The sequence below is a fragment of the Rhizobium terricola genome, assembly GCF_012927355.1.
In the GTDB taxonomy this organism is placed as follows: domain Bacteria; phylum Pseudomonadota; class Alphaproteobacteria; order Rhizobiales; family Rhizobiaceae; genus Allorhizobium; species Allorhizobium terricola.
The window spans coordinates 1-25,866 of record NZ_JABBGK010000008.1 but is presented as its reverse complement, the minus strand read 5'-3'; the positions used below and the strand labels follow the sequence as shown (position 1 = coordinate 25,866).

Annotated in this window: 24 protein-coding genes; 9 read left to right on the top strand and 15 right to left on the bottom strand. The window is 63.9% G+C overall.

Annotation, left to right across the window (positions count from 1 at the left end; genetic code table 11):
- Positions 1-47: 47 nt before the first annotated feature.
- The 7 genes from HHL25_RS21500 to HHL25_RS21470 form a co-directional block, all read right to left on the bottom strand.
- Positions 48-2,411, bottom strand: coding sequence for a transketolase (locus HHL25_RS21500; RefSeq protein ID WP_169595291.1), 2,364 nt, complete (start codon positions 2,409-2,411; stop codon positions 48-50).
- A gap of 33 nt (positions 2,412-2,444) precedes the next feature.
- Positions 2,445-3,512 carry an ABC transporter ATP-binding protein gene (locus HHL25_RS21495; protein WP_169595290.1) on the bottom strand — a complete coding sequence of 356 codons (1,068 nt, stop codon included), beginning with the start codon at positions 3,510-3,512 and terminating at the stop codon, positions 2,445-2,447.
- Positions 3,513-3,525: 13 nt separating this feature from the next.
- A complete protein-coding gene (locus HHL25_RS21490; RefSeq protein WP_169595289.1) occupies positions 3,526-4,359 on the bottom strand; it encodes a carbohydrate ABC transporter permease in 834 nt (277 codons plus the stop codon).
- A gap of 4 nt (positions 4,360-4,363) precedes the next feature.
- Positions 4,364-5,287 carry a carbohydrate ABC transporter permease gene (locus HHL25_RS21485; protein ID WP_169595363.1) on the bottom strand — a complete coding sequence of 308 codons (924 nt, stop codon included), beginning with the start codon at positions 5,285-5,287 and terminating at the stop codon, positions 4,364-4,366.
- Positions 5,288-5,357: 70 nt separating this feature from the next.
- Positions 5,358-6,614 carry an ABC transporter substrate-binding protein gene (locus HHL25_RS21480; protein ID WP_169595288.1) on the bottom strand — a complete coding sequence of 419 codons (1,257 nt, stop codon included), beginning with the start codon at positions 6,612-6,614 and terminating at the stop codon, positions 5,358-5,360.
- Positions 6,615-6,655: 41 nt separating this feature from the next.
- The gene (locus HHL25_RS21475) at positions 6,656-7,828 is read right to left on the bottom strand and encodes a PLP-dependent transferase (protein WP_169595287.1); all 1,173 of its coding nucleotides are present in this window, start codon (positions 7,826-7,828) and stop codon (positions 6,656-6,658) included.
- Complete coding sequence (locus HHL25_RS21470) at positions 7,825-8,547, bottom strand: FadR/GntR family transcriptional regulator (RefSeq protein ID WP_169595286.1); 723 nt, start codon at positions 8,545-8,547, stop codon at positions 7,825-7,827. Before HHL25_RS21470 ends, HHL25_RS21475 begins: the two co-directional genes overlap by 4 nt.
- Before the next feature lie 196 nt (positions 8,548-8,743).
- Between HHL25_RS21470 and HHL25_RS21465 the strand changes: the two genes are divergently transcribed.
- A complete protein-coding gene (locus HHL25_RS21465; RefSeq protein ID WP_169595362.1) occupies positions 8,744-9,511 on the top strand; it encodes an SDR family oxidoreductase in 768 nt (255 codons plus the stop codon).
- Between the two features lie 97 nt (positions 9,512-9,608).
- Here the strand turns inward: HHL25_RS21465 and HHL25_RS21460 are convergent, their stop codons facing one another.
- Positions 9,609-10,481, bottom strand: a complete 873-nt coding sequence (locus HHL25_RS21460; RefSeq protein WP_169595285.1) for a LysR family transcriptional regulator — start codon at positions 10,479-10,481, stop codon at positions 9,609-9,611.
- Between the two features lie 88 nt (positions 10,482-10,569).
- Here HHL25_RS21460 and HHL25_RS21455 point away from each other — a divergent pair, with 88 nt between their 5' ends.
- Together HHL25_RS21455 and HHL25_RS21450 are read left to right on the top strand one after the other, a co-directional pair.
- Entirely contained in the window at positions 10,570-11,271 is a 702-nt protein-coding gene (locus tag HHL25_RS21455; RefSeq protein WP_169595284.1) for a haloacid dehalogenase type II, read from the top strand.
- 28 nt (positions 11,272-11,299) lie between these two features.
- The gene (locus tag HHL25_RS21450; protein ID WP_169595283.1) at positions 11,300-12,091 is read left to right on the top strand and encodes an aldolase; all 792 of its coding nucleotides are present in this window, start codon (positions 11,300-11,302) and stop codon (positions 12,089-12,091) included.
- Positions 12,092-12,170: 79 nt separating this feature from the next.
- Here the strand turns inward: HHL25_RS21450 and HHL25_RS21445 are convergent, their stop codons facing one another.
- From HHL25_RS21445 to denD, 3 genes are read right to left on the bottom strand one after another with little or no spacing between them, the layout of a single operon-like run.
- A complete protein-coding gene (locus HHL25_RS21445) occupies positions 12,171-13,955 on the bottom strand; it encodes an IlvD/Edd family dehydratase (RefSeq protein WP_169595282.1) in 1,785 nt (594 codons plus the stop codon).
- On the bottom strand, positions 13,952-14,872 hold the full coding sequence (locus tag HHL25_RS21440; RefSeq protein WP_315853109.1) for an NAD(P)-dependent oxidoreductase: 921 nt from the start codon (positions 14,870-14,872) through the stop codon (positions 13,952-13,954). The genes HHL25_RS21445 and HHL25_RS21440 overlap by 4 nt, the downstream gene beginning before the upstream one ends.
- Positions 14,869-15,852, bottom strand: a complete 984-nt coding sequence (gene denD, locus HHL25_RS21435) for a D-erythronate dehydrogenase (protein ID WP_169595281.1) — start codon at positions 15,850-15,852, stop codon at positions 14,869-14,871. The genes HHL25_RS21440 and denD overlap by 4 nt, the downstream gene beginning before the upstream one ends.
- A gap of 186 nt (positions 15,853-16,038) precedes the next feature.
- On the opposite strand from denD, the gene HHL25_RS21430 reads away from it, so the two are divergent.
- The 6 genes from HHL25_RS21430 to HHL25_RS21405 all read left to right on the top strand — a co-directional run bounded on the left by HHL25_RS21430 (position 16,039) and on the right by HHL25_RS21405 (position 22,484).
- Entirely contained in the window at positions 16,039-17,487 is a 1,449-nt protein-coding gene (locus HHL25_RS21430) for an FAD-binding oxidoreductase (RefSeq protein ID WP_169595280.1), read from the top strand.
- A 35-nt stretch (positions 17,488-17,522) separates the two neighbouring features.
- Positions 17,523-18,239, top strand: a complete 717-nt coding sequence (locus HHL25_RS21425; protein WP_169595279.1) for a FadR/GntR family transcriptional regulator — start codon at positions 17,523-17,525, stop codon at positions 18,237-18,239.
- A gap of 201 nt (positions 18,240-18,440) precedes the next feature.
- A complete protein-coding gene (locus HHL25_RS21420; RefSeq protein WP_169595278.1) occupies positions 18,441-19,601 on the top strand; it encodes a fumarylacetoacetate hydrolase family protein in 1,161 nt (386 codons plus the stop codon).
- A 19-nt stretch (positions 19,602-19,620) separates the two neighbouring features.
- On the top strand, positions 19,621-20,154 hold the full coding sequence (locus HHL25_RS21415; RefSeq protein WP_169595277.1) for a TRAP transporter small permease: 534 nt from the start codon (positions 19,621-19,623) through the stop codon (positions 20,152-20,154).
- Positions 20,154-21,431 (top strand): TRAP transporter large permease, encoded by a 1,278-nt coding sequence (locus HHL25_RS21410; protein WP_169595276.1) that lies wholly within the window; start codon positions 20,154-20,156, stop codon positions 21,429-21,431. The genes HHL25_RS21415 and HHL25_RS21410 overlap by 1 nt, the downstream gene beginning before the upstream one ends.
- Positions 21,432-21,479: 48 nt before the next feature.
- Entirely contained in the window at positions 21,480-22,484 is a 1,005-nt protein-coding gene (locus tag HHL25_RS21405) for a TRAP transporter substrate-binding protein (protein WP_169595275.1), read from the top strand.
- Between the two features lie 225 nt (positions 22,485-22,709).
- Here HHL25_RS21405 and HHL25_RS21400 read toward each other — a convergent pair whose 3' ends face one another.
- From HHL25_RS21400 to HHL25_RS21385, 4 genes are all read right to left on the bottom strand, one after another.
- Positions 22,710-23,633 (bottom strand): DMT family transporter, encoded by a 924-nt coding sequence (locus tag HHL25_RS21400; RefSeq protein WP_390624532.1) that lies wholly within the window; start codon positions 23,631-23,633, stop codon positions 22,710-22,712.
- 32 nt (positions 23,634-23,665) lie between these two features.
- Positions 23,666-24,868, bottom strand: coding sequence for a mandelate racemase/muconate lactonizing enzyme family protein (locus tag HHL25_RS21395; RefSeq protein ID WP_169595274.1), 1,203 nt, complete (start codon positions 24,866-24,868; stop codon positions 23,666-23,668).
- 19 nt (positions 24,869-24,887) lie between these two features.
- On the bottom strand, positions 24,888-25,604 hold the full coding sequence (locus tag HHL25_RS21390) for a FadR/GntR family transcriptional regulator (RefSeq protein ID WP_169595273.1): 717 nt from the start codon (positions 25,602-25,604) through the stop codon (positions 24,888-24,890).
- A 101-nt stretch (positions 25,605-25,705) separates the two neighbouring features.
- Positions 25,706-25,866: fumarylacetoacetate hydrolase family protein (locus HHL25_RS21385; protein WP_205927975.1), on the bottom strand; the 161-nt coding region annotated here is incomplete at its 5' end.

Here is a 25,866-nt window from a genome sequence, read left to right as displayed (position 1 = left end):
TACGCGGCGGAACGAAGGCGGCCGACGGGGCCGCCTTTCGGGTGGAACTATGCGCTCAGGCGCCGCCCCGGCGTCAGGTTGGAGACGGTTCGGACGATGGTGTCGGTGTCGATGCCGAAATGCCGGTAGAGGTCGGTGATCGTGCCCGTCTGGCCGAAATGCTCGACGCCCAGCGGCACGGTCTTGTGGCCGTGGACGGAGCCGAGCCAGGCAAGGCTCGCCGGATGGCCATCGGTGACTGTGACGAGGGTGCAGTGGGCCGGAAGGCCGGCGAGCAGGCTCTCGACATGGCCGCGGGCATTGACGACGCCGCGGCGTCTCGCGCGCTGGGCCGCCGTCCAGCCGGCGTTCAGGCGGTCGGCCGAGGTGATCGCCAGGACGCCGATGTCGCGGCGATCCTCGCCGATCATGCCGGCCGCCCTGATGACCTCTGGCGCCACGCATCCCTGATAGGCCAGCACCACGGTGGCGTTGGGGCCGGGCTTCTTCAACCAGTAGGCGCCGTCGATGACGCCCTGACGGAAGGCCTCGTCCTCGCGCCGGAGCGGCTGTTCGAGCGGCCGGGTGGAGAGGCGCAGGTAGACAGAGCCGCCGGTTTCGTCGCGCAGCCAGGTCCGCTCGTCCGGGTCTCCCTCACCGTCGCGCTGCATGTAGTCGAAGGACCAGTCCATGATGACGGACAGTTCATCGAGGAAGGCGGGCTCGAAGCTTGCCAGGCCATCCTGGCTGATGCCGATCAGCGGCGTGCCGATCGACTGGTGGGCGCCGCCTTCAGGGGCGAGCGTCACGCCCGACGGGGTGCCGACGATCATGAAGCGCGCATCCTGGTAGCAGGCATAGTTCAAGGCATCGAGGCCTCGGGCGATGAAGGGATCGTAGACCGTGCCGATCGGCAGGATGCGTTCGCCGAACAGCGAATGCGACAGGCCGGCTGCGCCGAGCAGCAGGAAGAGGTTCATCTCGGCAATGCCGAGCTCGATGTGCTGGCCGTCCGGCGAAAACGCCCATTTCTGCGCGGAGGGCACCCGCTCGTCGCGGAAGGTGTCCTTCTGGTGGTCGGAGGCGAAGAGGCCGCGGCGATTGACCCACGGACCGAGATTGGTCGAGACGGTGACGTCGGGGGCAGTCGTTATGATGTGGTCGGCAAGGCTGCCGCCCTGCTGTGCAAGGGCATCGAGGATCTTGCCGAAGCCGGCCTGGGTCGACAGTTCGCGATCGTCGAGCAGGACCGGGCCGGGCGAGGCGACCTTGTCGGCGCTGAGGCGCCGCGTCCCCTTGCTGAAGAAGGGAACCTGCTTAAGGAACGCGTCGAGGCCGTCGGGGTTTCGGACTGCTGCGAAGCGTTCCCATTCGCGGCCTTCCTCGACCCCCATCGTCTGCTGGAACTCGGCCAGCTGCGCTTTGGTCATCAGTCCGGCATGATTGTCCTTGTGGCCGGCAAGCGGCGTGCCCCAGCCCTTGATCGTATAGGCCAGGAAGACCGTCGGGCGGTCGTGGTCGATGCTGTCGAAGGCATCGGTCAGCGAGCGCAGGCAGTGGCCGCCGAGATTGCTCATCAGCTCGGCGAGCTCCGCATCGTTGCGCCGATCGATCAGGGCCGTCACATTGCCCTGGTCGCCGATCTCGTCGGTGAGGCGCTTGCGCCAGGCGGCACCGCCCTGGAATGTCAGGGCCGAGTAGAGCTGGTTGGGGCAGTTGTCGATCCAGCGGCGCAGGGCCTCGCCGCCGGGTTCGGAGAAAGCAGCCTGCTGAAGCGTGCCGTATTTCAGCACGCGGACATCCCAGCCGAAGGCCCGGAAGACCGCCTCGATCCGCTGCCAGAGGCCCTCGCGCACGACGCCGTCGAGGCTCTGGCGATTGTAGTCGATGATCCACCAGGTGTTGCGGATGTCGTGCTTCCAGCCTTCCTGGAGGCACTCGTAGATGTTGCCCTCGTCGAGTTCGGCGTCACCGACGAGCGCGATCATGCGCCCCTTGGCGCGGTCGGCTGCCCAGGGCTTGGCGCGAATGTAGTCCTGCATGATGGAGGCAAAGGCGGTGATGGCGACGCCGAGCCCCACCGAGCCGGTCGAGAAGTCGACATCGTCGATGTCCTTGGTGCGGCTCGGATAGGACTGGGCGCCGCCGAAGCCGCGGAAGTTCTCGAGCTTCTCGCGGGTCTGGTTGCCCATGATGTACTGGATGGCGTGAAAGACCGGCGAGGCGTGCGGCTTGACGGCGACCCGGTCCTCCGGGCGCAGCGCATGGAAATAGAGGGCCGTCATGATCGACACCATCGAGGCGGAGGAGGCCTGGTGTCCGCCGACCTTCACCTCGTCCTTGTCGCGCAGATGGTTGGCATTGTGGATCATCCAGCTCGCCAGCCAATGGGCCTGGCGTTCGAGATCCTTCAATCGGCTCATCTTTTCCATGACTGCTCCTCCCTCAAGATGCCGTGGCGCTGGTCAGTCGACCCGGTTTCCCTCGCTGTCGAAGACGTGAAGATGCTTCTGCGGAAACTCCACATGCACCTTGGGGCCGGATTGCAGCACTTCGCGGTCGAGCGTGAAGACCTTGAAGGGCAGGCCATGCAGCGACAGATGCATGATGATGCCGAAGCCGGTCGGTTCGATCAACTCGACATTTGCCTCCATGCCGGAGGTCTTGCCTATCGTGACATGTTCCGGCCGAACGCCGAGTGTGACGGTTGAGCCGGACCTGAGCGCGGATTTCCTGTCGATAGCCACGGCGGTGCCGTCCGCCAGGACCACCGTTGCGGCTTCGCCTACGGTCTCGTAGCGGCCTTCGAGGAAGTTCATGCCCGGCGAGCCGATGAAGCCGGCGACGAAGAGGTTGGCCGGCCGGTCGTAGAGATCGAGCGGCGTGCCGACCTGCTGGACGACCCCGCCATGCATGGCTACGATGCGGTCGGCGAGCGTCATCGCCTCGATCTGGTCGTGGGTGACGTAGATCGAGGTGGCACCCAGCTCACCATGCAGTTTCTTGATCTCGGCGCGCATCTGCTCGCGCAGGCGGGCGTCGAGGTTGGAGAGCGGTTCGTCGAACAGGAAGGCCTTAGGCTGGCGGACGATGGCGCGGCCCATGGCGACGCGCTGGCGCTGGCCGCCGGACAGCGCCTTCGGGCGGCGTTCCAGCAACGGATCGAGGCCGAGCTTGCCGGCTGCTGCGGAAACCACGCTCGCGATTTTCTCCTTCGCCGTTTTGCGCAGGCGCAGGCTGTAGCTCATGTTGTCCGCGACGCTCATGTGCGGATAGAGCGCGTAGGATTGGAACACCATGGCGATGTCGCGGTCCTTGGGCGCCAGTTCGTTGACGCGCCTGCCCGCGATGCGGATCTCGCCGGAGGTCACCTCCTCGAGGCCGGCGATCATGCGGAGCAGCGTGGACTTGCCGCAGCCTGAGGGGCCGACCAGCACGATGAATTCGCCGTCGCGGATGGTGAGGTCGACGCCGTGCAGGACGGGGAAATGTCCGTAGCTCTTGCGGATGGCGGAGATGTCGATGGAAGCCATGGAATGAGACCTTTCAGCCTTTGACCGCGCCGGCCGTCAGGCCCTGCACGAGATAGCGCTGGATGAGGAGGAAGAAGAGGCAGGCCGGAATGAGGGCCAGAACGCCCGCCGCCATCATCTGCCCGAAGTCGACGGAGAATTTGGAGACGAAGGACAGGAGGCCGACCGGGAAGGTCGCCGCGTCGTTGCCGGAGATCAGCATCAGCGCGAAGAGCAGTTCGCTCCAGGCGGCGGTGAAGACGAAGCCGAGCGTCGCGGCAATGCCGGGCAAAGTGAGCGGCAGGATGATCTGCCGGAAGGCCACGAACTGGGTTGCGCCGTCGATCATCGCAGCCTCTTCCAAGTCCTTCGGGATGCCGTCGAAGAAGGACTGCATCAGGAAGGTGGCAAAGGGCACGTTGAAGGCCGTGTAGACGACCACCAGGCCGGTCAGGCTGTTGGTCAGGCCGAGCGGCGAGAGCATCTTGAAGATCGGCGCGACCAGCATGACGAGCGGGAACATCTGGGTGAGCAGCATCAGCCCGACGATCCAGTACTTGGCACGGAACGAGAAGCGGGAGAGGGCATAACCCGACAGCGAAGCGAGCGCGGTGACGACCAGCGCCGTCGAGCCGGCGACGATCAGGCTGTTCATGAAGAAGGTCGGAAAGGCGCTGTGGGCGATGACGAATTCGAAGTGCTCGAAGGTCGTGCGTGACGGCCAGAGGCGCACGCCCTCGCTGTACAGCAGTTCGTTCGGCGTCACCGACACCTTCAGCAGCCAGAAGAGCGGGAAGAGGGCCACGACGATATAGGCGAGGATCGCCAGGCGGTGGGCGCCGGTGAGCAGGATCTTGGTCGGCCTCATGGTCTCAATCCTTGTTCAGCAGCGACTGGCGCAGGAAGACGATCAGCATGGAATAGGCGAGCAGCAGGACGAGCAGGACCAGCGCGATCGCCGAGGCATAGCCGAAGTCCAGCCGCTTGAAGGCCTGGGTGAAGATGTAGGATGCGACGATCTGGGTCCGGTCGGCCGGGCCGCCATTGGTCATCACGATGATCAGGTCGGCAAAGTTCGAGATCCAGACGGTCCTGAGCAGCACGGTGATCGCAATGGTCGGCGCGAGGAAGGGCAGGGTGATCGACATGAACCGCTGCACCGGGCCCGCGCCGTCGATGGATGCCGCCTCGTAGAGGTCGCGCGGGATTGCCTGAAGCGCGGCGAGCAGGGTGATGGCGAAGAAGGGGATGCCCCACCAGACGTTGGCGACGATCGGCCCCCACATGGCGAGGTCGGGGTCGGCGAGAATGTTGTTTGGCGCGTCGAGGATGCCGAGTGCGTGAAGCCAGTGCGGCAGGGGACCGATCACCGGATTGAAGAGCCAGGCCCAGTTGAGGCCTGCAAGAAAGCTCGGGACCGCCCAGGGAAGGAAGACGAGGGCCTGCGCAAGCCCGCGGCCGCGGAACGGCTTGTCGAGCAGCAGCGCGAGGATGAGGCCGAAGACGAACTGCAGGAAGACCGATGCGCCGGTCCACCAGAGCGTGTTCTTCAGCGCCCGGAAGAAATCGTCGTCCCGTCCGAGCGCCCGGAAATGGTCGAGACCGATAAAACCGCCGGAAAACGGATTGAGCAACTGGATGTCGCGAAATGCGTAGGACACGCCGAGTACCAGCGGCACCAGCATCACGGCAATGATCAGGAACAGCGCGGGGGCGCTGTAGAGATAGGGTTCCGACGCATCCGCGAGCCGCTTTACGAGCGGGCGTCTGTCATCGGGTCGTGCGGGCGAATTCATCGGCTCGATTCCGTTCAGGCAGTCAGACATGAAGGGGTCCGGGCGGACTTGTCCGCCCGGACGGGTCGCCTTACTTGGCGAGGTGCTTCTGCTGCGCCTTGGTCAGGTAGTCGGCCCACTGGTTGGCCAGTTCCTCAGGCGTGATGTCGCCGAGCAGCGCCTGCTGCGAGGTCTTGATCACGAGCGAGTCCTTGAAGAAGGCGAACTCCTCGAGATGGGTCGGCATCACGGTCGGAACGGCGTCCTTGTCGGCCAGTTCCTCGAACCAGCCCTTGAACTGCGGGCTGGAGTAGAAGGGGTCCTTTTCGGCGGACTTCAGCGCCGGCAATGCGCCGGTCCGCTTGTTCCACTCGATGTTGCCCTCCGGACCTTCGAGGGTCTCGATCAGTTTCCAGGAGAGGTCCTTGTTCTCGCTCTTCGCCATCATCGACCAGCCGGCATAACCGATGGTCGGGAAGGTCTTGCCGTCCGGACCCTTCGGCATGGTCATGATGCCGTAGTCTTCCGACTTCATGTGCTCGGCGATCGCGATCAGCGCATCCGGATCCTGGTCGAGGAAGGCGCAGGTGCCGCTGTAGAAACCGGCGACGATTTCGTTGAAGCCCCAGTTGACCGAGTCCTTCGGCGCATAGCCGTTCTTGTAGAGGTCGATCAGCCAGGTGAGGCCCTTGACCCAGCCTTCCGAGTTGAAGGTGGAGGTGCCGTCTTCGTTGAAGAACTTGTTGGAGCCGGCCATCGAGGCGCCGAACATCACCCAGCCGTTCAGGCCGCCCGGACCGCCGCGCAGGCAGTAGCCGTACTTGCCCGAGATGGCAGAGACCTTCTTCGAAGCTTCGGCGAATTCGTCCATGGTCTTCGGCGGCTCGGAGACGCCGGCCTCGGCGAGCAGCTTCTTGTTGTAGAACATGGCGCGCAGGTAGAAGCCGTAGGGCAGCATGTAGGCCGTGTCCTTGACGTCGCGGCCGAGTTCAAGCGCGCGATCGCTGAGGTCGGACGTCTTGTCCCACTTGGCAAGATAAGGTTCCAGGCTCTCGAGCATGCCGTTGTTGGCATAGAGCGACAGCCAGGTGTCCGGCATTTCCATGACGTCCGGAATTTCGCCGGCCGAAACCATGGTGGCGAACTTCTGGAAGGCTTCACCCCATGGGAGCGAGATGATTTCCACCTTGGTGCCCGGGTTGGCCGCCTCGAACTTCGAGACGATAGACTTCAGGGTCTCGGTGCGTTCGGGGCTGGTGATAACTTCGACGAGCTTCAGCGTCGTGTCGGCGAGGGCCGTTCCGGCCATGAGCGCGCTCATCAGGGCGGCGGTCAGAAGTGTTTTCATGCGTAGTTCCTCCTCTTTTGTGTGTTGGTGCGGCAAGAGATTCAGGTTGTGGTCGCGGCGGCCATCGCCGCTTCCAGGTCACTCCACAGAGCCTCGGTTCCTTCGAGGCCGACATGGAGACGAACGGACCGCGCACTGATGCCGAAGGTGTGCGCGGAATTGGGTTGGGCCTTCTGCTGAAGGACGACTTCGCCAGGGACGATCAGGCTCTCGTGTCCGCCCCAGCTGACGCCCAGCTTGAAGAGCTTCAGGTTGTCGGCGAAGGCGCGGATGTCGATGCCTTCGCGGAAGATGAAGGAAAACAGGCCCGACGTGCCGGAAAGGCCGGGAGGCAGCTGGTTGGCCAGGGCCGGGTGATGGACCCGCTCGACGATCGCGAGCGATTGCAGGCGCTTGGCGATTTCGAGGCCGGAAGCTTCGTGGGCCTTCATGCGCACCGGGAGGGTGCGCATGCCGCGCACCAGCAGCCATGCGTCGAAGGGCGAGAGCTTGCCGCCGAGATAGGGAAGCGTTTCTCCGCGGATCCGGTCGATCAGGTGCTTGGGGCCGGCGACCACCCCGGCGACCACGTCGCTGTGGCCACCAAGGTATTTCGAGGCCGAGTGCAGGACCAGATCGACACCAAGGGTCAACGGGCGCTGGAAGACGGGGCTCGCCCAGCTGTTGTCGATCACGCTGATGACGCCGTGCTCTTTCGCGAGCCTGGCGAGGGCGCCGACGTCATGGGCCTCCATGGTCCAGCTGGTTGGGCTTTCCATGTAGAAGAGCTTGGCGCCGGGAAGTGCCTTGGCCACCGCATCCTCGTCGAGGCCGTCGACATAGGTTACCTCGACCTTCATGCGCTTCAGCAGCGTGCCGAACAGGCGGAAGGCATCCGGATAGACGTGGCGGACAGCGACGATGCGGTCGCCCGGCTCGACGAAGGTCAGGACGGTCGACGAGATCGCGGCCATGCCGCTGCCGAAGCCGAGCGCATCCTCGCCGCATTCGAGCTTGGCCAGCATTTCCTCGAAGACGCGCACGGTGGGGTTCAGGCCGCGCGAATAGACGGGACGGACCTTTTCGCCGCGATAGGTCTCGACCATCTCGTCATAGCTGGAAAAGGTGAAAAGCGACGTCTGGACGATCGGCGGGACGACGGCGTCGAAGGCGTTGCTCTCGTCATGGGCGACGACGAGCGATGCATAGTCAAACGGTTCTGACCCGTTGATCATTTGGACATTTCCTTGATGTCTTCCTCGACCACGTCGAGGATCTTGATGGTCTCGCGACGGGCTGCCTCGGTGTCCTGGGCGGCGATCGCATTGAACAGGGTGCGGTGATATGGAAAGGACCGGCGGGCGAAGTCCGGCCGATCGAATGGCTTTTCCCAGAAGCGCTCGAAGGCTTCGCGCATCTGTTCGAGTAGCTGGCGGAACAGCGGGTTATGCGTTGCGTCATAGATCGCCAGATGGAAGGCCAGGTCTTCTTCGCCGGCGGTGCCCTTGAGAAGGTGGACGCGCTCCATTTCGTCGAGCTTCTCCTCGATGTTGAAGAGGTCTGCGTCGGTGCGTCGGCGCGCGGCCACCATGCAGGCCTCGCATTCGATGCCGCGGCGAACCTCGAGCGTCTGCAGGAGCGCGTCGCGGACGCTTGCTGTCTCGACCGAGAGCGGCATGTGGATCGTCGCCGAAGTGATCGGCTTCAGGAGATAGGTGCCGCTTCCCTTTCGGGTTTCCATGACGCCGAGCGCCTGGAAGTGGCGGATTACCTCGCGGATCGTCGACCGCCCGACGCCGAGTGCTGCCATCAGTTCGCGCTCGGCAGGGAGCCTGTCCCCGCCGGCGAGGTTTGCCTGGTCGATGTAGGCGGCAAGCGAATCCATGACCTGGCGGGCGCGGTCCATCGTCGGCAGTGGCGCGATCGGTGGTCTGGGGTTCGACGAGATCGTCATGGCGAGCTTGCCTTAAAATTGGTCTGACAACATACCATTTCGCATTCATTGATTTTGGTCAATAACGAATCTGTCGTTTTCCCCGGAGACCTCTCCGGAGAGATGCAGTTCCCTGTTGGCGAGCACCGGGCGGACCTTTCGCCGCGCGCGGCGGGGCCTATATTCGCGGGGCGTTTCGAAGGAGGAGTTCACGATGGTGTCGGTCACGCAATTCAATCTCGAGGGGCGGACGGCGCTCGTCACCGGCTCGTCGCGGGGGCTCGGCCAAGCGATCGCGCGGGGACTGGCGGAGGCCGGCGCGACCGTCGTTCTGAACGGGATGGATGCCGAACGGCTCACGGCGGCCGCCGATGCTCTGAGGGCGGAGGGGCATTCGGTTCACGCCGCTGCCTTCGACGTGACGGACGAAGCCGCGGTGATCGCCGCCTTCCGACGTCTCGACGCGGCCGGGATCGAAGTCGATATCCTGGTCAACAATGCCGGTATCCAGCTTCGAAAACCGCTCGTCGACTTCTCTGCGGAAGAATGGCATCGTGTTCTGGACACCAATCTCACCAGCGCCTTCCTGGTCGGTCGCGAGGCGGCCCGGCGCATGATCCCGCGCGGCCGCGGCAAGGTGATCAATATAGGTTCGCTGATGAGCAATTTTGCCCGTCCGACAGTCGCGCCGTACACGGCGGCCAAGGGCGGGATCAAGCTTCTGACCCAGGCCATGGCGGCGGAATGGGCCGAGCACGGCATCCAGGCCAATGCCATAGGTCCGGGCTACATGCTGACGGACATGAACCAGGCGCTGACCAGCAATCCGCAATTCGATTCCTGGGTGAAGTCGCGCACGCCGTCCCGCCGCTGGGGACGCCCGGACGAGCTGGTCGGCACGGCCATCTTCCTGTCGTCGGCCGCCTCCGACTACGTCAACGGCCAGATCATCTATGTCGACGGCGGCATGAGTTCTGTTCTTTGACCTCGCATACTTCAGATCTTCTGCCGGGGCCTCGGGCGATCCGACAGTCAAGTTCTGATTGAGCGTTCCTGGCTCCGGCGTCTGGCGAGCGGGTCCTTCAGGAGACGTCGCCGGCCGTGTCCAGATTGGTGGCGAGAAAGTCGCCGAGGATGCGCACCTCGGAGGTCAGGCGCGATTTTGACTTGACGAGCGCGAGTTCGGAGGGTGCTTCGGGGGCAAAGCCGTCGTCTTTGCCAAGCCGGCGATGTTCCGGCAGAACGGCATTGGCCGGAAGCAGGCTGATGCCGAGGCCCGAGGCGACGGCTGCCTGCACCCCCATTAGGCCCTGGCTCGTATAGGCAATGCGCCAGGGCCGCCCCTGGCTTTCGCAGAGGCGAATGGCTCGTTCGCGGTAGATGCAACCGGGCGGAAAGACGGCGAGCGGGACAGGGTCGGTGGGCACGTTATGACCGGCGCCGGCCACCCAGACCAAATCCTCGGGCCAGCGCGCAATCGCCGTACCCTCGCCCGGCTCCCGCTTGACCAGCGCAAGGTCGATCTCGCCGAGTTCGAGCAGGCGGTTGAGCTGCGCGCTCCAGCCGCTGACCGTATCGAGGCGGATATGCGGCGTGGCCATGGAAAATCGTGAAAGAAGGTCGATCAGGCGTCGACCGGCGAAATCCTCCGGCACGCCGAGCCTGACGGTCCTGGGGGCCGTCGGCCGGCGCATCGTCTCGGTCGCTTCCTCGCTGATCGACAGAATGCGCCTCGCATAGCTCAGCAGCAATTCACCCTGTTCGGTGGGCTCGACTCCGCTCCCGGACTTGTCGCGCGAGAGCAACGTGTGACCGACATTGGTCTCGAGCTTCTTGATCTGCTGGCTGACCGTCGACTGCGTCAGGTTTATCCGCTCTGCGGCACGGGTGAAGCCGCCGGTCTCGACGACGGCGACAAACGTCCCCAGAAGATCCAGGTCGAAAGCGAAGGTCATTCGAAAATCCAATTTCATTTATGGAGGCATTTAATTTCCAAATGTCTCTGTCGTTTGTCAATCTCTCTGTGAAACAAGGGAGCGTATCATGACACTGAAGGGACGACGGCCGACTTGGCTGACATTCGATTGCTACGGGACGTTGATCCAGTGGGACGAGGGGTTGATCGCGGCCATGGACCGAATTCTTGGCCGCAAGGGAGGCTCGATCGACCGGCAGGCCTTTATCGCCACGTATGACCGTTTCGAACATGCCCTGGAGGAGGAGCGGCCGCACCGGACGTTCAAAGCGGTCAGCGCCGCCGCGCTGCAATATGCCATGGGCGAATTCGATCTCGCCTTCGACCCGGCCGATGCCGAGATCCTGACATCTTCGATCGGCCGTATGCCACCTTTTCCGGAGGTCGTCACGACGCTCGGCCGCTTCAAGGCAGCCGGTTTCAAACTGGCGATCGTCTCGAATACGGACGATGCGATCATTGCCGGTAATGTGGCCCAGCTCGGAGGCCATATCGATCGCGTGATCACGGCTGAACAGGCGGGAGCCTACAAGCCTTCAGCCCAGATCTTCCTTCATGCCTGGGACGAACTCGACATTGGCATGGACGATCTCGTGCATATTTGCGCAAGTCCGCATCTCGACCTTGCGGCGGCACGCGAACTCGGCTTTCGTTGTGTCTGGGTGGATCGCGGTACCGGGCGCAAGCCGCTGCCCGACTACCAGCCCGACGGTACGGTGCCGAGCCTCGACCACGTGCCGGGGCTGTTCGCCGACGCCGGCTGGATGTGATGACAGAGTACTAAGGAGACGCAACGGAATGGCTCACGAACTTAACTTGCACAAGGGTGCGCCTGCGCTCCTGCGCAACGCCTCGCTCGACACCGACGAAATCTGGGAGGTTCGTCGCGACCTTGCCGTCTCGTTGCGCATGGCGGCACGGCTCGGCCTGGAGGAGGGGATCTGCAACCATTTCTCCGCCGTCGTGCCCGGACATCCGGATCTCTTTCTCGTCAACCGGCTCGGCTGGGCCTTCGAGGAGGCGACCGCCTCGTCGCTGCTGATCTGCGATTTCGACGGCCACGTGGTTGCCGGCGACGGCGAGCCGGAAGCGACCGCTTTCTTCATTCATGCCCGGCTGCACAAGATGGCGCCTCGCGTCGGGGCTGCTTTCCATACCCACATGCCGAACGCGACGGCGCTCAGCATGGTCGAGGGGGATCCGCTGGTCTATGCCGGCCAGACGGCGCTCAAGTTCTATGGGCGTGTCGCCGTCGACGACAATTACAACGGCCTGGCACTCGACGAGCGCGAAGGCGACCGCATCGCCGCCGTGCTCGGCGACAAGGACATCATCTTCATGCGCAATCACGGCGTCATGGTCTGCGCCCCCAACATCGCCGAAGCCTGGGACGATCTCTATTACCTGGAACGCGCCGCGGAGGTGCAGTTGAAGGCGATGAGCACCGGGCGCAAGTTGCTGCCGGTTCCTCCGGAGATTGCCGAGGCAGCGGCCCGGCAGATGCGCGAAGGCGACCCGGCAAGTGCGCTGATGCACCTCGAAAGCCTGCGGCGGCGTCTTGACCGGGAAGAACCGGAATATCGCGACTGAGCCTGATGTCCTGACCTCAACAGAGAAGCCCTCCCGGTGTCGTCCGGGAGGGCTTTTTCATTTGTCGGAGTGCGCGGCGTCAGTGGTTGTGACGCGGCGGGGTTTTCGCGATCTGGCGAAACGCGTCGGCGCCCGTGATCGTGGCCCCGTCCGCGAGCTGGGTGACGGTCTGCCTGTAGATCTTCTGCCACGGCGTGGCGTCGGCCGGAACCTTGGGGATGCCATCCGCCTTGCGCCGTTCGATTTCGGCCTCCTCGACCAGCATGTCGCACTGGCCATTGTTGAAATCGATGCGGATGATGTCACCGGTGCGAACCCATGCCAGCCCGCCGCCGGCAGCACTTTCCGGCGAGGCGTTGAGGATCGACGGGCTGTCGGCGGTGCCGGACTGGCGGCCGTCGCCGATCGTCGGCAGGCTCATGATGCCCTTCTTCAGGAGATGATCCGGCGGCTGCATGTTGACCACCTCGGCCGAGCCCGGCCAACCCTTCGGTCCGGCGCCGCGGATAACCAGGATGCAGTTCTCGTCGATATTGAGCGACGGATCGTTGATGCGCTTGTGGTAGTCCTCGGAACCGTCGAAGACGATGGCACGACCCTCGAACAAGCCCTCGCGGCCGGGCTCCTGGAGGTAGCGCTGGCGGAAGCTTTCCGACACGACGCTCATCTTCATGATGGCGAAGTCGAACAGGTTGCCCTTCAGCACCAGGAAGCCGGCCCGTTCGCGCATCGGCGCGTCATAGGGCTTGATGACCTCGCGGTCGTCGGATTCCCGACCTTCGAGGTTTTCGGCCATGGTCTTTCCGGTGACCGTCGGACAGGCGCCATCGAGCTTGCCGGCCTTCAGCAGTTCCCACATGATCGCCGGCACGCCGCCGGCGCGGTGGAAGCGTTCGCCGAGATAGGCGCCGGCCGGCTGGACGTTGGCCAGAAGCGGAATATCGAAGCCGTGTACCTGCCAGTCGGCTGGATGCAGTTCGACGCCGGCATGCTTGGCCATGGCGGCGAGATGCGGTTGGGCATTGGTCGAGCCGCCGATGGCAGAGTTGACCTTGATGGCGTTGAGGAAGGCGGCGCGCGTCAGGATGTCGGACGGCTTGATGTCCTGCAGCACGAGTTCTACGGCGCGGCGGCCGGTGCGATAGGCCATCTGGCCGCGCTCGCGATAGGCGGCCGGAATGGCGGCGCAGCCGGTCAGCGACATGCCGAGCGCCTCGGCCATGGCGTTCATCGTCGAGGCCGTGCCCATGGTGTTGCAGTGGCCGACCGAGGGAGCGGAATCAAGCGCCGCTTCGAGGAATTCCTCGCGGGTGATCTCGCCGGCGGCGAGCTTGCGGCGTGAGCGCCAGATGACGGTGCCGGAGCCGACGAGGTCGCCGTCATGCCAGCCATCGAGCATGGGGCCGCCGGAAAACACGATCGCCGGAATGTCGACCGTGGAGGCCGCCATCAGCGCCGACGGTGTGGTCTTGTCGCAGCCGGTGGTCAGAACCACGCCGTCGAGCGGGTAGCCGTAGAGGATCTCGACCAGGCCGAGATAGGCGAGGTTGCGGTCGAGCGCGGCGGTCGGGCGCTTGCAGTTCTCGAACAGCGGATGGGTGGGGAACTCGATCGGAATGCCGCCGGCGTCGCGAATGCCGTCGCGCAGGCGCTTGGCGAGGTCGAGATGGTGGCGGTTGCACGGGTTGAGGTCGCTGCCCGACTGGGCGATGCCGATGATCGGCTTGCCCGAGCGCAGCTCTTCCGGCGTTGTGCCGTAGTTCATGAAGCGCTCGAGATAGAGCGCGGTCAGGTCGATATGGTCCGGATTGTCGAACCAGTCCTGGGAGCGCAGGCGGCGGGTCGGTCTCGTCTCGTCGCTCATCGGTTTTCCTCCCCTTGGCGTTGATTGATCTTTTCCAGATGCAGCAGCAGGCCGCTATGGTCCGTGTCGCCACCGCCGTCGGCGACGAAGTCGCGGAATTCGTCGCGGACCTGTGCTGTCAGCGGAAGGTCGAGCGAAAAGAGCTCGGCCATGGCAGCGACGGCGTCGAGATCCTTCAGTTGCAGCCGCGAGGGACCGCCGGGTGCGAAGGTCCGGGCCACCATGCGCCCGCCATGCAGGTCGAGGATCCGGCTTTCGGCAAAGCCGCCACGGATCGCGTCGCGGAATTTCTCGCGGCTGGCGCCGCCTGCTTCGACGAGGATCATCGCCTCGGCCACCGCGCCGATGGTGATTGCGACGATCTGCTGGTTGGCGAGCTTGCAGATCTGGCCGGCACCGGAGGGGCCGACATGGGTGACGCGGCCGAGAGCGGCAAAGACGTCCTCAAGACTTTCGACAACAGCCGCATCGCCGCCGGCCATGATGGCAAGCGTTCCCGCCTCGGCGCCGACGACACCGCCGGAGACCGGGGCGTCGACATGCGTGATGCCGGTTTCGGCCAGCTGTGCCGCATGGTCGCGGGCAATGGGCGGTGCAATCGACGAGCTGTCGATGACCACCGCGCCGGACCTCAGGGCCGCTTTGACGCCGCCGGCGAACAAGACCTCTCCGACCGCCTTGCCGTCGCTCAGCATGGTGATGACGATGTCGGCGCCGGTTGCGGCCTCTGCCGCGGTCGCGGCGACGATGGCGCCGTCTGTGGCAAGCGCCTGGGCCTTAGAGGGGTCGCGGTTCCAGACGGTGACCGGAAATCCGGCCTTCAGCAGCCGGCGGGCCATGGGTGCGCCCATCAGGCCGGTGCCGAGAAAGGCGATCCGGCGCTTGACGGCCGGTGTTGCCTGAATGGATGCGGTCACAGCTTTCCTCCCATTTCGTCCTCGATATGGACGCGGATGATCTCGTCGAACGACGTCTCGGCGGTGAAGCCGAGGGCGGTTGCCCGCTTCGCCTCGAAGCCCGGAGCCCAGCCGGCGCACATGCGCATGATCATCTCGTCCGGTTCTCGACGGATGAGCTTCACGGCCTTGTCGCCGGCGACGCGGCGCAGCGCTTCGATCTGTTCCCCGACCGTGGCGCTCAGCCCCGGCATCGAAAGATTGCGGCGCGGGCCGACCGCGTCAAGGTCGATCGTTGCGCCGTGCATCAGGAAGCCGACGGCGGAGCGCGGTGACGCATGCCAGTGGCGGATGTCGTCGGGCACCGGCAGCACTGCCTCGATGCCGGCCAGCGGCTCGCGCAGGATGTTGGAGAAGAAGCCAGAGGCGGCCTTGTTCGGTTTGCCGGGGCGGATGCAGATGGTCGGAAGGCGAATGCCGATGCCGTCGAAGAAACCGCGACGGGAATAGTCCGCGAGGAGAAGTTCGCAGATCGCCTTCTGCGTGCCGTAGCTGGTCAGCGGCGTGGTGTGGAATTCGTCCGGGATCGGATAGGGCAGCGGCGCGCCGAAGACAGCGATCGACGAGGTGAATACGACGCGCGGCTTATAGCCTTCCTGGCCATGGGCGATGCGGATGGCATCGAACAGATAGCGCGTGCCGTCGAGGTTGATGCGATAACCCTTGTCGAAGTCCAGTTCGGCTTCGCCGGAGACGATCGCGGCGAGGTGGAAGATGGCGTCGGGGCGGCCGGCGATCAGGCGTTCGGCTTCGCCCGGCGTCGAGAGGTCGACGGTTTCGAGGGTAACTTTGCCGGTAAAACCTTCCGGTGCCTCGGGGGTGACGACGTCAACCAGGGTCATCGCCTCAATCGGGCGATTGCCGAGCGCCCCGTCACTCGTGAGGCGTTGCGCGAGCTTGCGGCCGACCATGCCGGCGGCGCCGATGATGAGAATGTGCATGGAAATCCTCCTCCCTGTGATGCGGGTCACCTCCGAAGACGCAGGTGGTGATACCCAAACAAAAATATTGTAAGGTTGTCTGATAACCTTATATGGTGAGTTTGGAAACAGAATAGTTAATTACTGTGCTGAGATGGCCCGAGGTCTTGTGGATCGTCGGCCGGACCGGCGCAATACGGGAGAAATGTGGTGAGCGGACAGGACGGGGCGGCGCGGCAAGTGCAGTATGAAGAGCGTCTGGTGCAGGCACTCGGTGCGGATCTCGTGCTCGTCGGCGACGAGGTGGCGCGTTACTGCCGTGACTGGCATGGCGACGTGACGACCGGTGCTGTCGCTGTTCTTCGTCCGCGCTCGACCGAAGATGTGGCGGCTGCGGTAAAGGCCTGCGCCGCACTCGGTCTTTCCGTCGTGCCCCAGGGTGGCAATACAGGACTTGTGCTGGGGGCGACGCCCGACGATCCGGCGCGCCAGGTCGTCATCAGCCTCGAGCGCATGGCGCGGATCCGCCGCATCGACGCCGACGATTTTTCCGCGGTCGTCGAGGCTGGGTGCATCCTCTCCGAGTTCAAGGATGCGGTCGCGCGCGAGGGCATGTTCTTCCCGCTGGCGCTCGGGGCGCAGGGTTCCTGCCGCATCGGCGGCAACGTCTCCACCAATGCCGGCGGCATCAACGTACTGCGCTATGGCATGACCCGCGAACTGGTGCTCGGTCTCGAAGTCGTGCTGCCGGACGGCACGATATTCGACGGGTTGTCGACGCTGCGAAAGGACAATCGCGGCATTGATCTCAAGCAGATCTTCATCGGCGCGGAGGGGACGCTCGGCATCGTCACCGCGGTTTCCGTCAAGCTGACGCCGGAGCCGGATCAGGTCGCGACGGCGCTCCTGGGGCTCAACGCGCTCGATGACGCCATCGCGCTCTTCCGCCGCGCACGCCGTGACTGCTGCGATCTCATGTCGGCCTTCGAATTCATGCCGCCGCTCGCCTTCGTGCTGGCGCACGAGGCAATCCCCGATCTGCCGATGCCGATATCCGGTGACTACCCCGCTTATGTGCTGATGGAGATCTCGGGCTCCGGACTGGTCGACATCAACGACCTCATGGAGCGCTTCCTGGGGGCGGTGATGGAGGAGGGGCTCGTCGCCGACGGCGTGATCGCCAGTTCCAAGGCGCAGGCCCGCAATCTTTGGCTCTTCCGGGAGGGCATGAACGAGGGGCAGGCCAAGCGCGGCCCGCATCTGCGCACCGATATCTCCGTGCCGCTGTCGCGGCTTGCGGACTTTGTGCGCGATGCAGAAGCCGCGGTTGCCGCCGCCCTTCCGGACTGTGTCAATGTCTCCTACGGCCATGTCGGGGACGGCAATGTTCATCTGAATGTGTTGCCGCCGTCGGATCTGGCGCCGGAAGAGATCGCGGCGCGGATTTACAAGGCCAAGTCCGTCATCAACGCGGTTCTCGACACCTATCATGGTTCGATCAGCGCGGAACACGGTATCGGTCGGCTGAAGCGGCCGGACTACGACGCCCGTCTGCCGGAGGTGCGGCGCAAGCTGCTGACGGCGTTGAAGACGGCGATCGATCCGACTTTGGTCATGAACCCGGGTTGCCAATTGAATTTCGAACGAAATTCATAGAAAACCGCCGGGGGATCTCAGGAGAACGGGACGGAATGTCGGTGGATTTCGGTCAGATCAGGCGCGGCGAGCATCTGCCTGCGCGTATTGCCGCGCAGATCGGTCGGGAGATCGCGGAGGGGCGCATCCTGCCCGGTGAGAAATTGCCGACGGAGCATTTCCTCGCCAACAGTTTCGGCGTCAGCCGGTCGGTGGTGCGCGAGGCAATCGCCCAGCTTCGAAACGAAGGCCTCGTCGAAACGCGGCAAGGTGTGGGGGCTTTCGCCACCGAGCTGCAGGCCCGCCAGTCGATCCGCATCGAGCAGGACGACCTGCACGACAGGGCGAGCTTTCGTGACCTTTTCCAGCTGCGCATGCCGTTGGAGATCGAGGCTGCCGGTCTGGCCGCCATTCACCACACCGACGCCGACCTCGCCAAGCTCGATGAGACGCTTGCCGCCATGACCGGGGCGGACAAGTGGACGGACCAGGGGATCGTCGCCGACCTTGCCTTTCATCGCGCGGTCGCCGCCGCCACCGGCAACGAGTATTTCTCGCTGTTCATCGGTTTTATCGCCGAGCGTATAAGCCTGGCGATCAACGCGGCGCGGGCAACGGCGGTTCTCGAGGAGATCGTCGAGGTGACGATTGCGGAACATGTGGCGATCCGTGACGCGATCGCCGGCCGGGTTCCGCAGAAGGCGCGCGAGGCGATGAAGCATCATCTGCTTGGCGCCGCTGGACGCCTCGATCTGACGCTCGAGACCGACTGAGGTCGCTCCTCGGTCCGAGGGTGAAGTATCCCGCGACTGGCTGCACAAGCCGGAAGGGGTTTTTCACAGGCTGCTATTTTACGCGCTGGACAGTGGCAAAAAGTATGACTAAAACGTTGTAAGTTACGTTGTCAGACATCCTGACAATACGGCAAGAGTGCTGGAGGGCGCATCTTGCGTTCAGAACGAGGGAGGGTGGACTTGGGTTCCAAGCATTCGCTGCATGCCGTGAAGATTTTGCCGGAGGACGCCGCCGAGGCGCTTCTGATCGGTCGCGTCTGGTCCAAAGCGGCCAACGGCCCGTGCCCCGTGATGGTTAGAAACGGCCGCCTTCTCGACCTTTCGCCGATCTCGCCCACCGTCTCGTCGCTTCTCGAAATCGACGGCATCGCCGCCCGCCTGAAGGCTGCGGGCGATCTTGCCGAATTCGGTTCGGTGGATGATTTCCTGTCGGGCGATGCCGGAGAACTTCTGGCGCCGGTCGATCTCCAGGCGATCAAGGCCGCTGGCGTGACATTCGCGGACAGCATGCTGGAGCGCGTGATCGAGGAACAGGCCAAGGGCGATTCCTCTCGTGCGCTCGAAATTCGCAAGCGTCTCGCACCCGTGCTCGGCGATAGCCTTCGTGGCGTCGTCGCGGGTTCGGAACAGGCCGCCCGTGTCAAGGCGCTGCTTCAGGACATGAACCTCTGGTCCCAGTATCTCGAGGTCGGTATCGGCCCGGATGCGGAAATCTTCACCAAGGCCCAGCCGATGTCTGCCGTCGGCTGCGGGGCGCTGGTCGGCATCCACCCGATCTCCGAATGGAACAATCCCGAGCCCGAAGTGGTGCTCGTGCTCCGTTCGAGCGGGGAGATTGTCGGCGCGACGCTCGGAAACGACGTCAACCTGCGCGACGTCGAAGGCCGTTCGGCACTGCTGCTCGGCAAGGCGAAGGACAACAACGCCTCCTGCGCGATCGGTCCGTTCATCCGGCTGTTCGACAACGGCTTCACGCTCGAAGATCTCGGTCGCGTGCGTGTTTCGCTTCTCGTCGAGGGCGAGGACGGCTTCGAGATGACCGGTGAAAGCCCGATGGAGGCGATCAGCCGCAAGCCGGCGGAACTGGCCCGCCAGCTGATGAACCGCAATCACCAATATCCGGACGGCGCCGTGCTGTTTCTCGGCACGATGTTCGCGCCTGTGAAGGACCGCCGCGGCGCGGGCAAGGGCTTCACCCATGAGCTTGGCGACCGGGTCGAGATCGCCACGCCGAAGCTCGGACGTCTGGTCAACTGGGTTCAGCGCAGCGACGCCTGCCCGGAATGGACCTTCGGCATCGGGGCCCTCATGAAAAATCTCGCCCAGCGCGGCCTCTTGTGAACGAGGCGGGGAGGAACACGTGCAAAAACTAGTCGATCTTTTCTACAAGGTTCTGGAGTACCTGCTGATCCTGCTTCTGGCGGGCATGGCCGTCATGGTCTTCATCAATGTGGTGATGCGTTACACCATGAATTCCGGCCTGACCGTCTCGGATGAGATGGCGCGCTATTTCTTCGTCTGGCTGACCTTCATCGGCGCTGTCGTGGCGTTTCGTGAACATGGGCACATGGGTGTCGAAACCTTGGTGGCGATGCTTGGACGCAAGGGGCGCGTGATCTGCATGGCGCTCAGCAACATCGTGATTATCGGCGTGTCGGCGATCTTCTTCTGGGGAACCTGGAAACAGTTTCCGATCAATTGGAGCATGAGCGCCCCGGTGACCGGCCTGTCCATGGGTTTCGTCTACGGTATCGGCTTCTTCACCGGCGCTGGCTGTATCCTGATCGCCGTCGAGCGCCTCATCCGTATTCTGACCGGTCGCGTGACCGAGGAGGAATTGGCGGCCTTCGCGGGCGAAAACATGTCCATCGAGCATCTGGTGGAGCGTAGCTGATGACCCTTCTCGTCTTCATCGCCTCCCTGCTCAGCGCCATGGCGATCGGTGTTCCCGTCGCCTTCGCCCTGATGTTCTGCGGTGTCGTCCTCATGTGGTTCATGGGGATGTTCAACAGCCAGATCATCGCTCAGAACATGATCATCGGTGCCGACACCTTCACGTTGCTGGCAATTCCGTTCTTCGTTTTGGCTGGTGAACTGATGAACTCGGGCGGCCTGTCCAAGCGCATCATCGAATTCGCGATCGCCTGCGTCGGCCATATCCGTGGCGGGCTCGGCATCGTCGCGATCATGGCTGCCGTGATCATGGCCTCGATTTCCGGCTCGGCCGCCGCCGACACCGCGGCGCTTGCCGCGATCCTCATCCCGATGATGGCGAAGGCCGGCTACAACGTGCCGCGCTCCGCCGGCCTGATCGCTTCGGGTGGCATCATCGCACCGGTCATCCCGCCGTCGATGGCCTTCATCGTCTTCGGCGTATCGGCCAACGTGTCGATCACCCAGCTGTTCATGGCCGGCATCGTGCCGGGTCTCTTGATGGGGCTGTCGCTGATCGTGACCTGGCAGTTTGTGGTTCGCAAGGACAATATCCAGCCGCTACCAAAGGCACCGATGTCGGCGCGCATCAACGCCACGGGTCGCGCAGCCTGGGCGCTCGGCATGCCGGTGATCATCCTCGGCGGCATCAAGGCTGGCGTGGTGACCCCGACCGAGGCCGCCGTCATCGCCGCCTTCTACGCGCTGTTCGTCGGCATGGTGATCTATCGCGAGCTGAAACCGCGCGATCTGCCGCACGTGATCCTGCAGGCCGCCAAGACCACGTCTGTCATCATGTTCCTGGTCTGCGCCGCGCTTGTCTCGGCATGGCTCATCACCGCCGCCAACATTCCGGCCGAGATCACCAGCTACATCGAGCCGCTGATCGACCGTCCGAAACTGTTGGTCTTCGCGATCATGATCCTCATCCTGATCGTCGGCACCGCGCTCGACCTGACGCCGACCATCCTGATCCTGACGCCGGTTCTGATGCCGATCATCAAGCAGGCGGGCGTCGACCCGATCTACTTCGGCGTCATGTTTATCATGAACTGCTGCATCGGCCTGATCACGCCGCCAGTGGGCGTCGTGCTCAATGTCGTCAGCGGCGTCGGCCGCGTGCCGCTCGGCAAGGTCGTCACCGGTATCGTGCCGTTCCTGCTGGCCCAGACGGCACTCCTGATGCTGTTCGTGCTGTTTCCCGAAATCATCACCGTGCCCGCGCAGTGGCTGCGGTGATGGACTGACCCATCAACCTGCTCAATCAACCGTCCTTGGGAGGATACTATGAGAAAGCTTCTACTCACCACCACCGCCATCGCCTTTGCCTGCTCGGCCGCCGCTCCGGCCTTCGCCGAGTTCAACGACCGTAACATCCGCGTCTCGAACGGTATCAATGCCGACCATCCGGTCGGCAACGGCATCAAGGCCATGCAGGAATGCCTCGACACCAAGTCCGGCGGCAAGCTGAAGCTGACCGCTTTCTGGGGCGGCGCGCTCGGCGGTGACCTGCAGGCAACCCAGGCGCTGCGTTCGGGCGTCCAGGAAGCCGTCGTCACCTCGTCCTCGCCGCTGGTCGGCATCGAGCCGGCGCTCGGCGTGTTCGACCTGCCGTTCCTGTTCGCCAATGCCGAGGAAGCCTACAAGGTTCTCGACGGCAAGTTCGGCGACATGATGAACGAGAAGATGGCTGCCGTCGGCCTCGTCAACCTGGCTTACTGGGAAAACGGCTTCCGCAACCTGTCGAACTCGGTTCGCCCGGTCACCAAGTGGGAAGACTTCGAAGGCATGAAGGTTCGCGTCATGCAGAACAACGTGTTCCTCGACACCTTCCAGAACCTTGGCGCCAACGCCACCCCGATGGCCTTCGGCGAAGTCTTCTCGGCGCTTGAAACCAAGACCATCGACGCCCAGGAAAACCCCTATGTGACGATCGACACCTCGAAGTTCTTCGAAGTGCAGAAGTACGTTACCGAGACCAACCACGCCTACACGCCGTTCCTGTTCCTGTTCTCCAAGGCGATCTTCGACACCTACACGCCCGAAGAACAGGCAGCACTGCGCGAATGTGCCGTTGTCGGTCGCGACGTCGAGCGCAAGGTCATCGCCGATCTGAACAAGAAGTCGCTGGAGAAGATCAAGGCTGCCGGCCTCGAGGTCAACGTTCTGTCCCCTGAAGAGCAGACCCGCATCCGCGAAAAGTCGATGGTGGTCTACGAAAAGCACAAGGCTGAAATCGGCGCCGACGTTGTCGACGGCATCCTCGCTGAGCTCGCCGAGATCCGTAAGTAAGCCTTCACCGAATACCGCAGAGATGCAGCCGTGCTCCTTCGCGGCCGCGCTCAAGAGGAGAAAGCCCGTGGCCGTCGCCGCGGGCTTTTTTCGTGGGCTTCAGGCCATTGGGTGGCATCGGATAAGGTGCGAGGAACGGAATCACGTCGCGGGCTTAGCAAACGTAAACAGAAAAGGCCGCTTCGTTGAAGCGGCCTCTTGTACCCAGATCCTAACTCGCCTGGCTCACGGCACGTCGAGAGGCCTGTCCGGCTGGCGCTTCTTCAACTGCTGTTCGCGGAAGAAGATGAACATGCCCGAGCCGACGATCAGCGCGGCACCGAACAGCATGGTGAGACGCGGGATATCGCCGAAGAACATCCAGCCGAAGATGATCGCCCAGAGCAGGAGCGTGTACTGCAGCGGCGCGACGGTCGCCGCGTCCGAAATCTTCAGCGCACGATTGACCAGCATGTGTGCGCCCATAGCCACGACGCCGAGGAGGCAAAGCAGCGACAGTTCCGACGGCGACGTGAGTGGTGTCCAGTCGAATGGGGCGAAGGCAAGGCCTGCAAGACCTGCGCCCAGCAGTTGGAAGAGCACGAGGGTCTTGTCGGGCGTGCCGCGCAGGCTGCGACCGGAGAGCAGCATGAAGGCAAAGGCGAAGGTGCCGACGATCGAGATGATCGCGGGCATGGTGAACATGGCGCTCGACGGCTCCAGCGTGATGATGACCCCCACGAAGCCGATGCAGATCGCCGTCCATCTCCGCCAGCCGACTTTCTCACCAAGCAGGAGCGGCGAGGCGGCCGCGACATAGATGGGGGCCGCCAGCCAATAGGTCATGACGTCCGCGAGGGGCAGGTACATGACGGCATAGTAGAAGCAGAACACTTCCATGGTCGAAAAGAGCACACGTGCCGCCTGCATCAGCGGCCGCTCTGCCTCGACGATCGGCTTCCAGCCGGCGCGCCAGAGGAACGGGGCAAGGATCAGCAGCGCCGCGATGGAGCGGATCAGCACGACCTGGCCGAGGCCGTAGTTCGCCACCAGCCATTTGCCCATGGCGTCGTTCAGCGCGAACATGAACATGCCGAGCAGCATGGTCGCCGGCCCGGCGAAGGCGCCGAGGCGACCGGCGGTCGAAATCATCCGGGTATTGTCTGCCATCATATCCTCATCACTTGCGGAGCCTTCGGCTCTCAAAGGCTCGCCGCGTCGGAGACCCTTCGGGAAACCGTGAAGGCGCGTTCGAGTTCGGGGTTGAGCTCCATGCCGAGACCGGGGCCGGGCGGCACCGTTATCATGCCGTTCTTCACTTCGGGAAGGGCGGTCACAAGATCGCGATACCAGGTTCGGTAGAAGGCGCGGACGCTTTCCTGGACCAGGGCATTCGGGGCGTTGAGCGAAAGGTGGGTCGAGGCGCACAGCACGACGGGGCCGGTGCAGTCGTGAGGGGCGACCGGTAGGTGCCAGGCTTCCGCCATCGAGGCGATCTTGCGGGCTTCCGACAGGCCGCCGCACCAGGATATGTCGAGCATGACGACGCCGGCGGCCCCGGTCTCGATATAGTCGCGAAAGCCCCAGCGGCTTCCAAGCGTTTCGGAAGCGGAGATCGGCGCCGGGGAGGCATCCGCATAGCGCTTGAGGCTGGAGAGGCTGTCCATCTTGATCGGATCCTCGTGCCAGAAGGTCCCGTACGGTGTCAGCGCTTTGGCGATCTGGATCGCCGGCAGGAGCTGCCACATCGAATGGAACTCGACCATGATGTCCATCTTGTCGCCGACCGCGGCCCGGATCTTTTCGAAGGGTTTCAGCGCCTCCTTCAGATCGGGCACCGAAATATACTGGCCGCGTGTCTTCTCGGCCGCGGCATCGAAGGGCCATATCTTCATCGCTGTGATGCCGTCCTCGAGCAGGGACTGGGCAAGCTCGTCGGCGCGGTGGAGGAAGCCGTTCAGGTCGTCATAGTCGCGGCCGGTCGAAAGGCCGTAATTGGCGGTGGTCTGGCCAGTCGCCTTCTTGATGTATTCGGTGCCGGCACAGGTGTTGTAGGTGCGGATCTCGCGGCGGGTGAAACCGCCGAGCAATTGGGCGATCGGTTGGTTGGTCGCCTTGCCGAAGATATCCCAAAGGGCGATGTCGAAGGCCGAGTTGCCGCGGACCTCCGCACCGGAGGAACGGAAGCCGACATAGCCGACGAGATCGCCCGAAAGCCTGTCGATCTCGAGCGGATCCCGGCCGATGACGCGAGGCGCGACGTATTCGTGGATATAGGCTTCCACGGTCTCCGCGCCGAAGAAAGTTTCGCCGAGGCCGGTCAGCCCTTCATCGGTATGGACAAGCAGCCAGAGAAGGTTGGCGCGTTCGGCGACGCGCACCGTTTCGAGGCGGGTGATTTTCATCGGGGGCTCCCGTTCGGGTCTAGAGCAGGCCGGCGGCGGCGAGTGCCTTCAGGCTCTCGTCGAAGTGCCGGTTCATGAGTTCGGTAGCGGCTTTCGGATCGGATTCGGCGATCGCTTCGGCAAGGTCGAGGTGAAGGCGGTTCATTGCTGCGCGCTCGTTGTCGCTTGCCCGGCTTTTCCAGCCGATCGGCCAGGTCTCGACGACCACGCCCTCGATCGCGCCGATGATGAGGGCGAAGACCGGATTGCGCGAGGCGCGCGCGATCGCGAGGTGCAGCGCCAGATCGTGTTCCATGACGAGGGCAGGGCGATCGACGGCGTCCTGCATGGCCCGGGCATGCCCGAGGATCTCGGCTGCCTCGCGGTCGGTGCGGAGCAGAGCGGCGAGGGTCGCCGTGCGCGCCTCGATCGTGCGGCGGGCATCCAGCAGTTGCCGGATGTCGATCTGGTCGGTGAAGAGGCCGTGGCGGAAGGTGAGCGCCATCGAGGTGTCGTCGAGAACCGCGACGGTCGGGCGCTTGCCGGCGCCGAGGTCGATCAGGCGCAGGGCGGCAAGGGAGCGCAGGGCCTCGCGCACGACCGTGCGCGAAACTCTCAGTTCCTGGCTCAGCGCCGCCTCCGAGGGAAGGCGGTCGCCGGGTTTCAGCTCGCCTTCGCGGATCAATGTCGAAATGTGAGCTACGGCGCCGGTGACCAGATCACCGGTACCCGCCGCTGCAGAATGAACGTTGCTCATCACCTATCCTACAAGTTTCAAAAACCTGTACTATAGGTTTGCGGGCCTGCCAAGAGCCAATTCGGATGGAGGGGGCCGGTGACTGCCCCCTCTTCTGGTCCTCAGATATCGGCCTTGAACGTCTGCCTCTGCGCACCGAGGCCATGGATTCCGAGTTCGACGGTGTCGCCGGCTTTCAGGTAACGGGGCGGCTTCATGCCCATGCCGACGCCGGGGGGTGTGCCGGTGGAGATGACGTCGCCGGGATGCAGGCTCATGAACT

Coding starts and splice junctions, on each gene's coding strand:
- HHL25_RS21500 (WP_169595291.1), bottom strand. CDS start 2,411: ATGGAAAAGATGAGCCGATTGAAGGATCTCGAACGCCAGGCCCATTGG.
- HHL25_RS21495 (WP_169595290.1), bottom strand. CDS start 3,512: ATGGCTTCCATCGACATCTCCGCCATCCGCAAGAGCTACGGACATTTC.
- HHL25_RS21490 (WP_169595289.1), bottom strand. CDS start 4,359: ATGAGGCCGACCAAGATCCTGCTCACCGGCGCCCACCGCCTGGCGATC.
- HHL25_RS21485 (WP_169595363.1), bottom strand. CDS start 5,287: ATGAATTCGCCCGCACGACCCGATGACAGACGCCCGCTCGTAAAGCGG.
- HHL25_RS21480 (WP_169595288.1), bottom strand. CDS start 6,614: ATGAAAACACTTCTGACCGCCGCCCTGATGAGCGCGCTCATGGCCGGA.
- HHL25_RS21475 (WP_169595287.1), bottom strand. CDS start 7,828: ATGATCAACGGGTCAGAACCGTTTGACTATGCATCGCTCGTCGTCGCC.
- HHL25_RS21470 (WP_169595286.1), bottom strand. CDS start 8,547: ATGACGATCTCGTCGAACCCCAGACCACCGATCGCGCCACTGCCGACG.
- HHL25_RS21460 (WP_169595285.1), bottom strand. CDS start 10,481: ATGACCTTCGCTTTCGACCTGGATCTTCTGGGGACGTTTGTCGCCGTC.
- HHL25_RS21455 (WP_169595284.1), top strand. CDS start 10,570: ATGACACTGAAGGGACGACGGCCGACTTGGCTGACATTCGATTGCTAC.
- HHL25_RS21450 (WP_169595283.1), top strand. CDS start 11,300: ATGGCTCACGAACTTAACTTGCACAAGGGTGCGCCTGCGCTCCTGCGC.
- HHL25_RS21445 (WP_169595282.1), bottom strand. CDS start 13,955: ATGAGCGACGAGACGAGACCGACCCGCCGCCTGCGCTCCCAGGACTGG.
- denD (WP_169595281.1), bottom strand. CDS start 15,852: ATGCACATTCTCATCATCGGCGCCGCCGGCATGGTCGGCCGCAAGCTC.
- HHL25_RS21425 (WP_169595279.1), top strand. CDS start 17,523: ATGTCGGTGGATTTCGGTCAGATCAGGCGCGGCGAGCATCTGCCTGCG.
- HHL25_RS21410 (WP_169595276.1), top strand. CDS start 20,154: ATGACCCTTCTCGTCTTCATCGCCTCCCTGCTCAGCGCCATGGCGATC.
- HHL25_RS21405 (WP_169595275.1), top strand. CDS start 21,480: ATGAGAAAGCTTCTACTCACCACCACCGCCATCGCCTTTGCCTGCTCG.
- HHL25_RS21400 (WP_390624532.1), bottom strand. CDS start 23,633: ATGGCAGACAATACCCGGATGATTTCGACCGCCGGTCGCCTCGGCGCC.
- HHL25_RS21395 (WP_169595274.1), bottom strand. CDS start 24,868: ATGAAAATCACCCGCCTCGAAACGGTGCGCGTCGCCGAACGCGCCAAC.
- HHL25_RS21390 (WP_169595273.1), bottom strand. CDS start 25,604: ATGAGCAACGTTCATTCTGCAGCGGCGGGTACCGGTGATCTGGTCACC.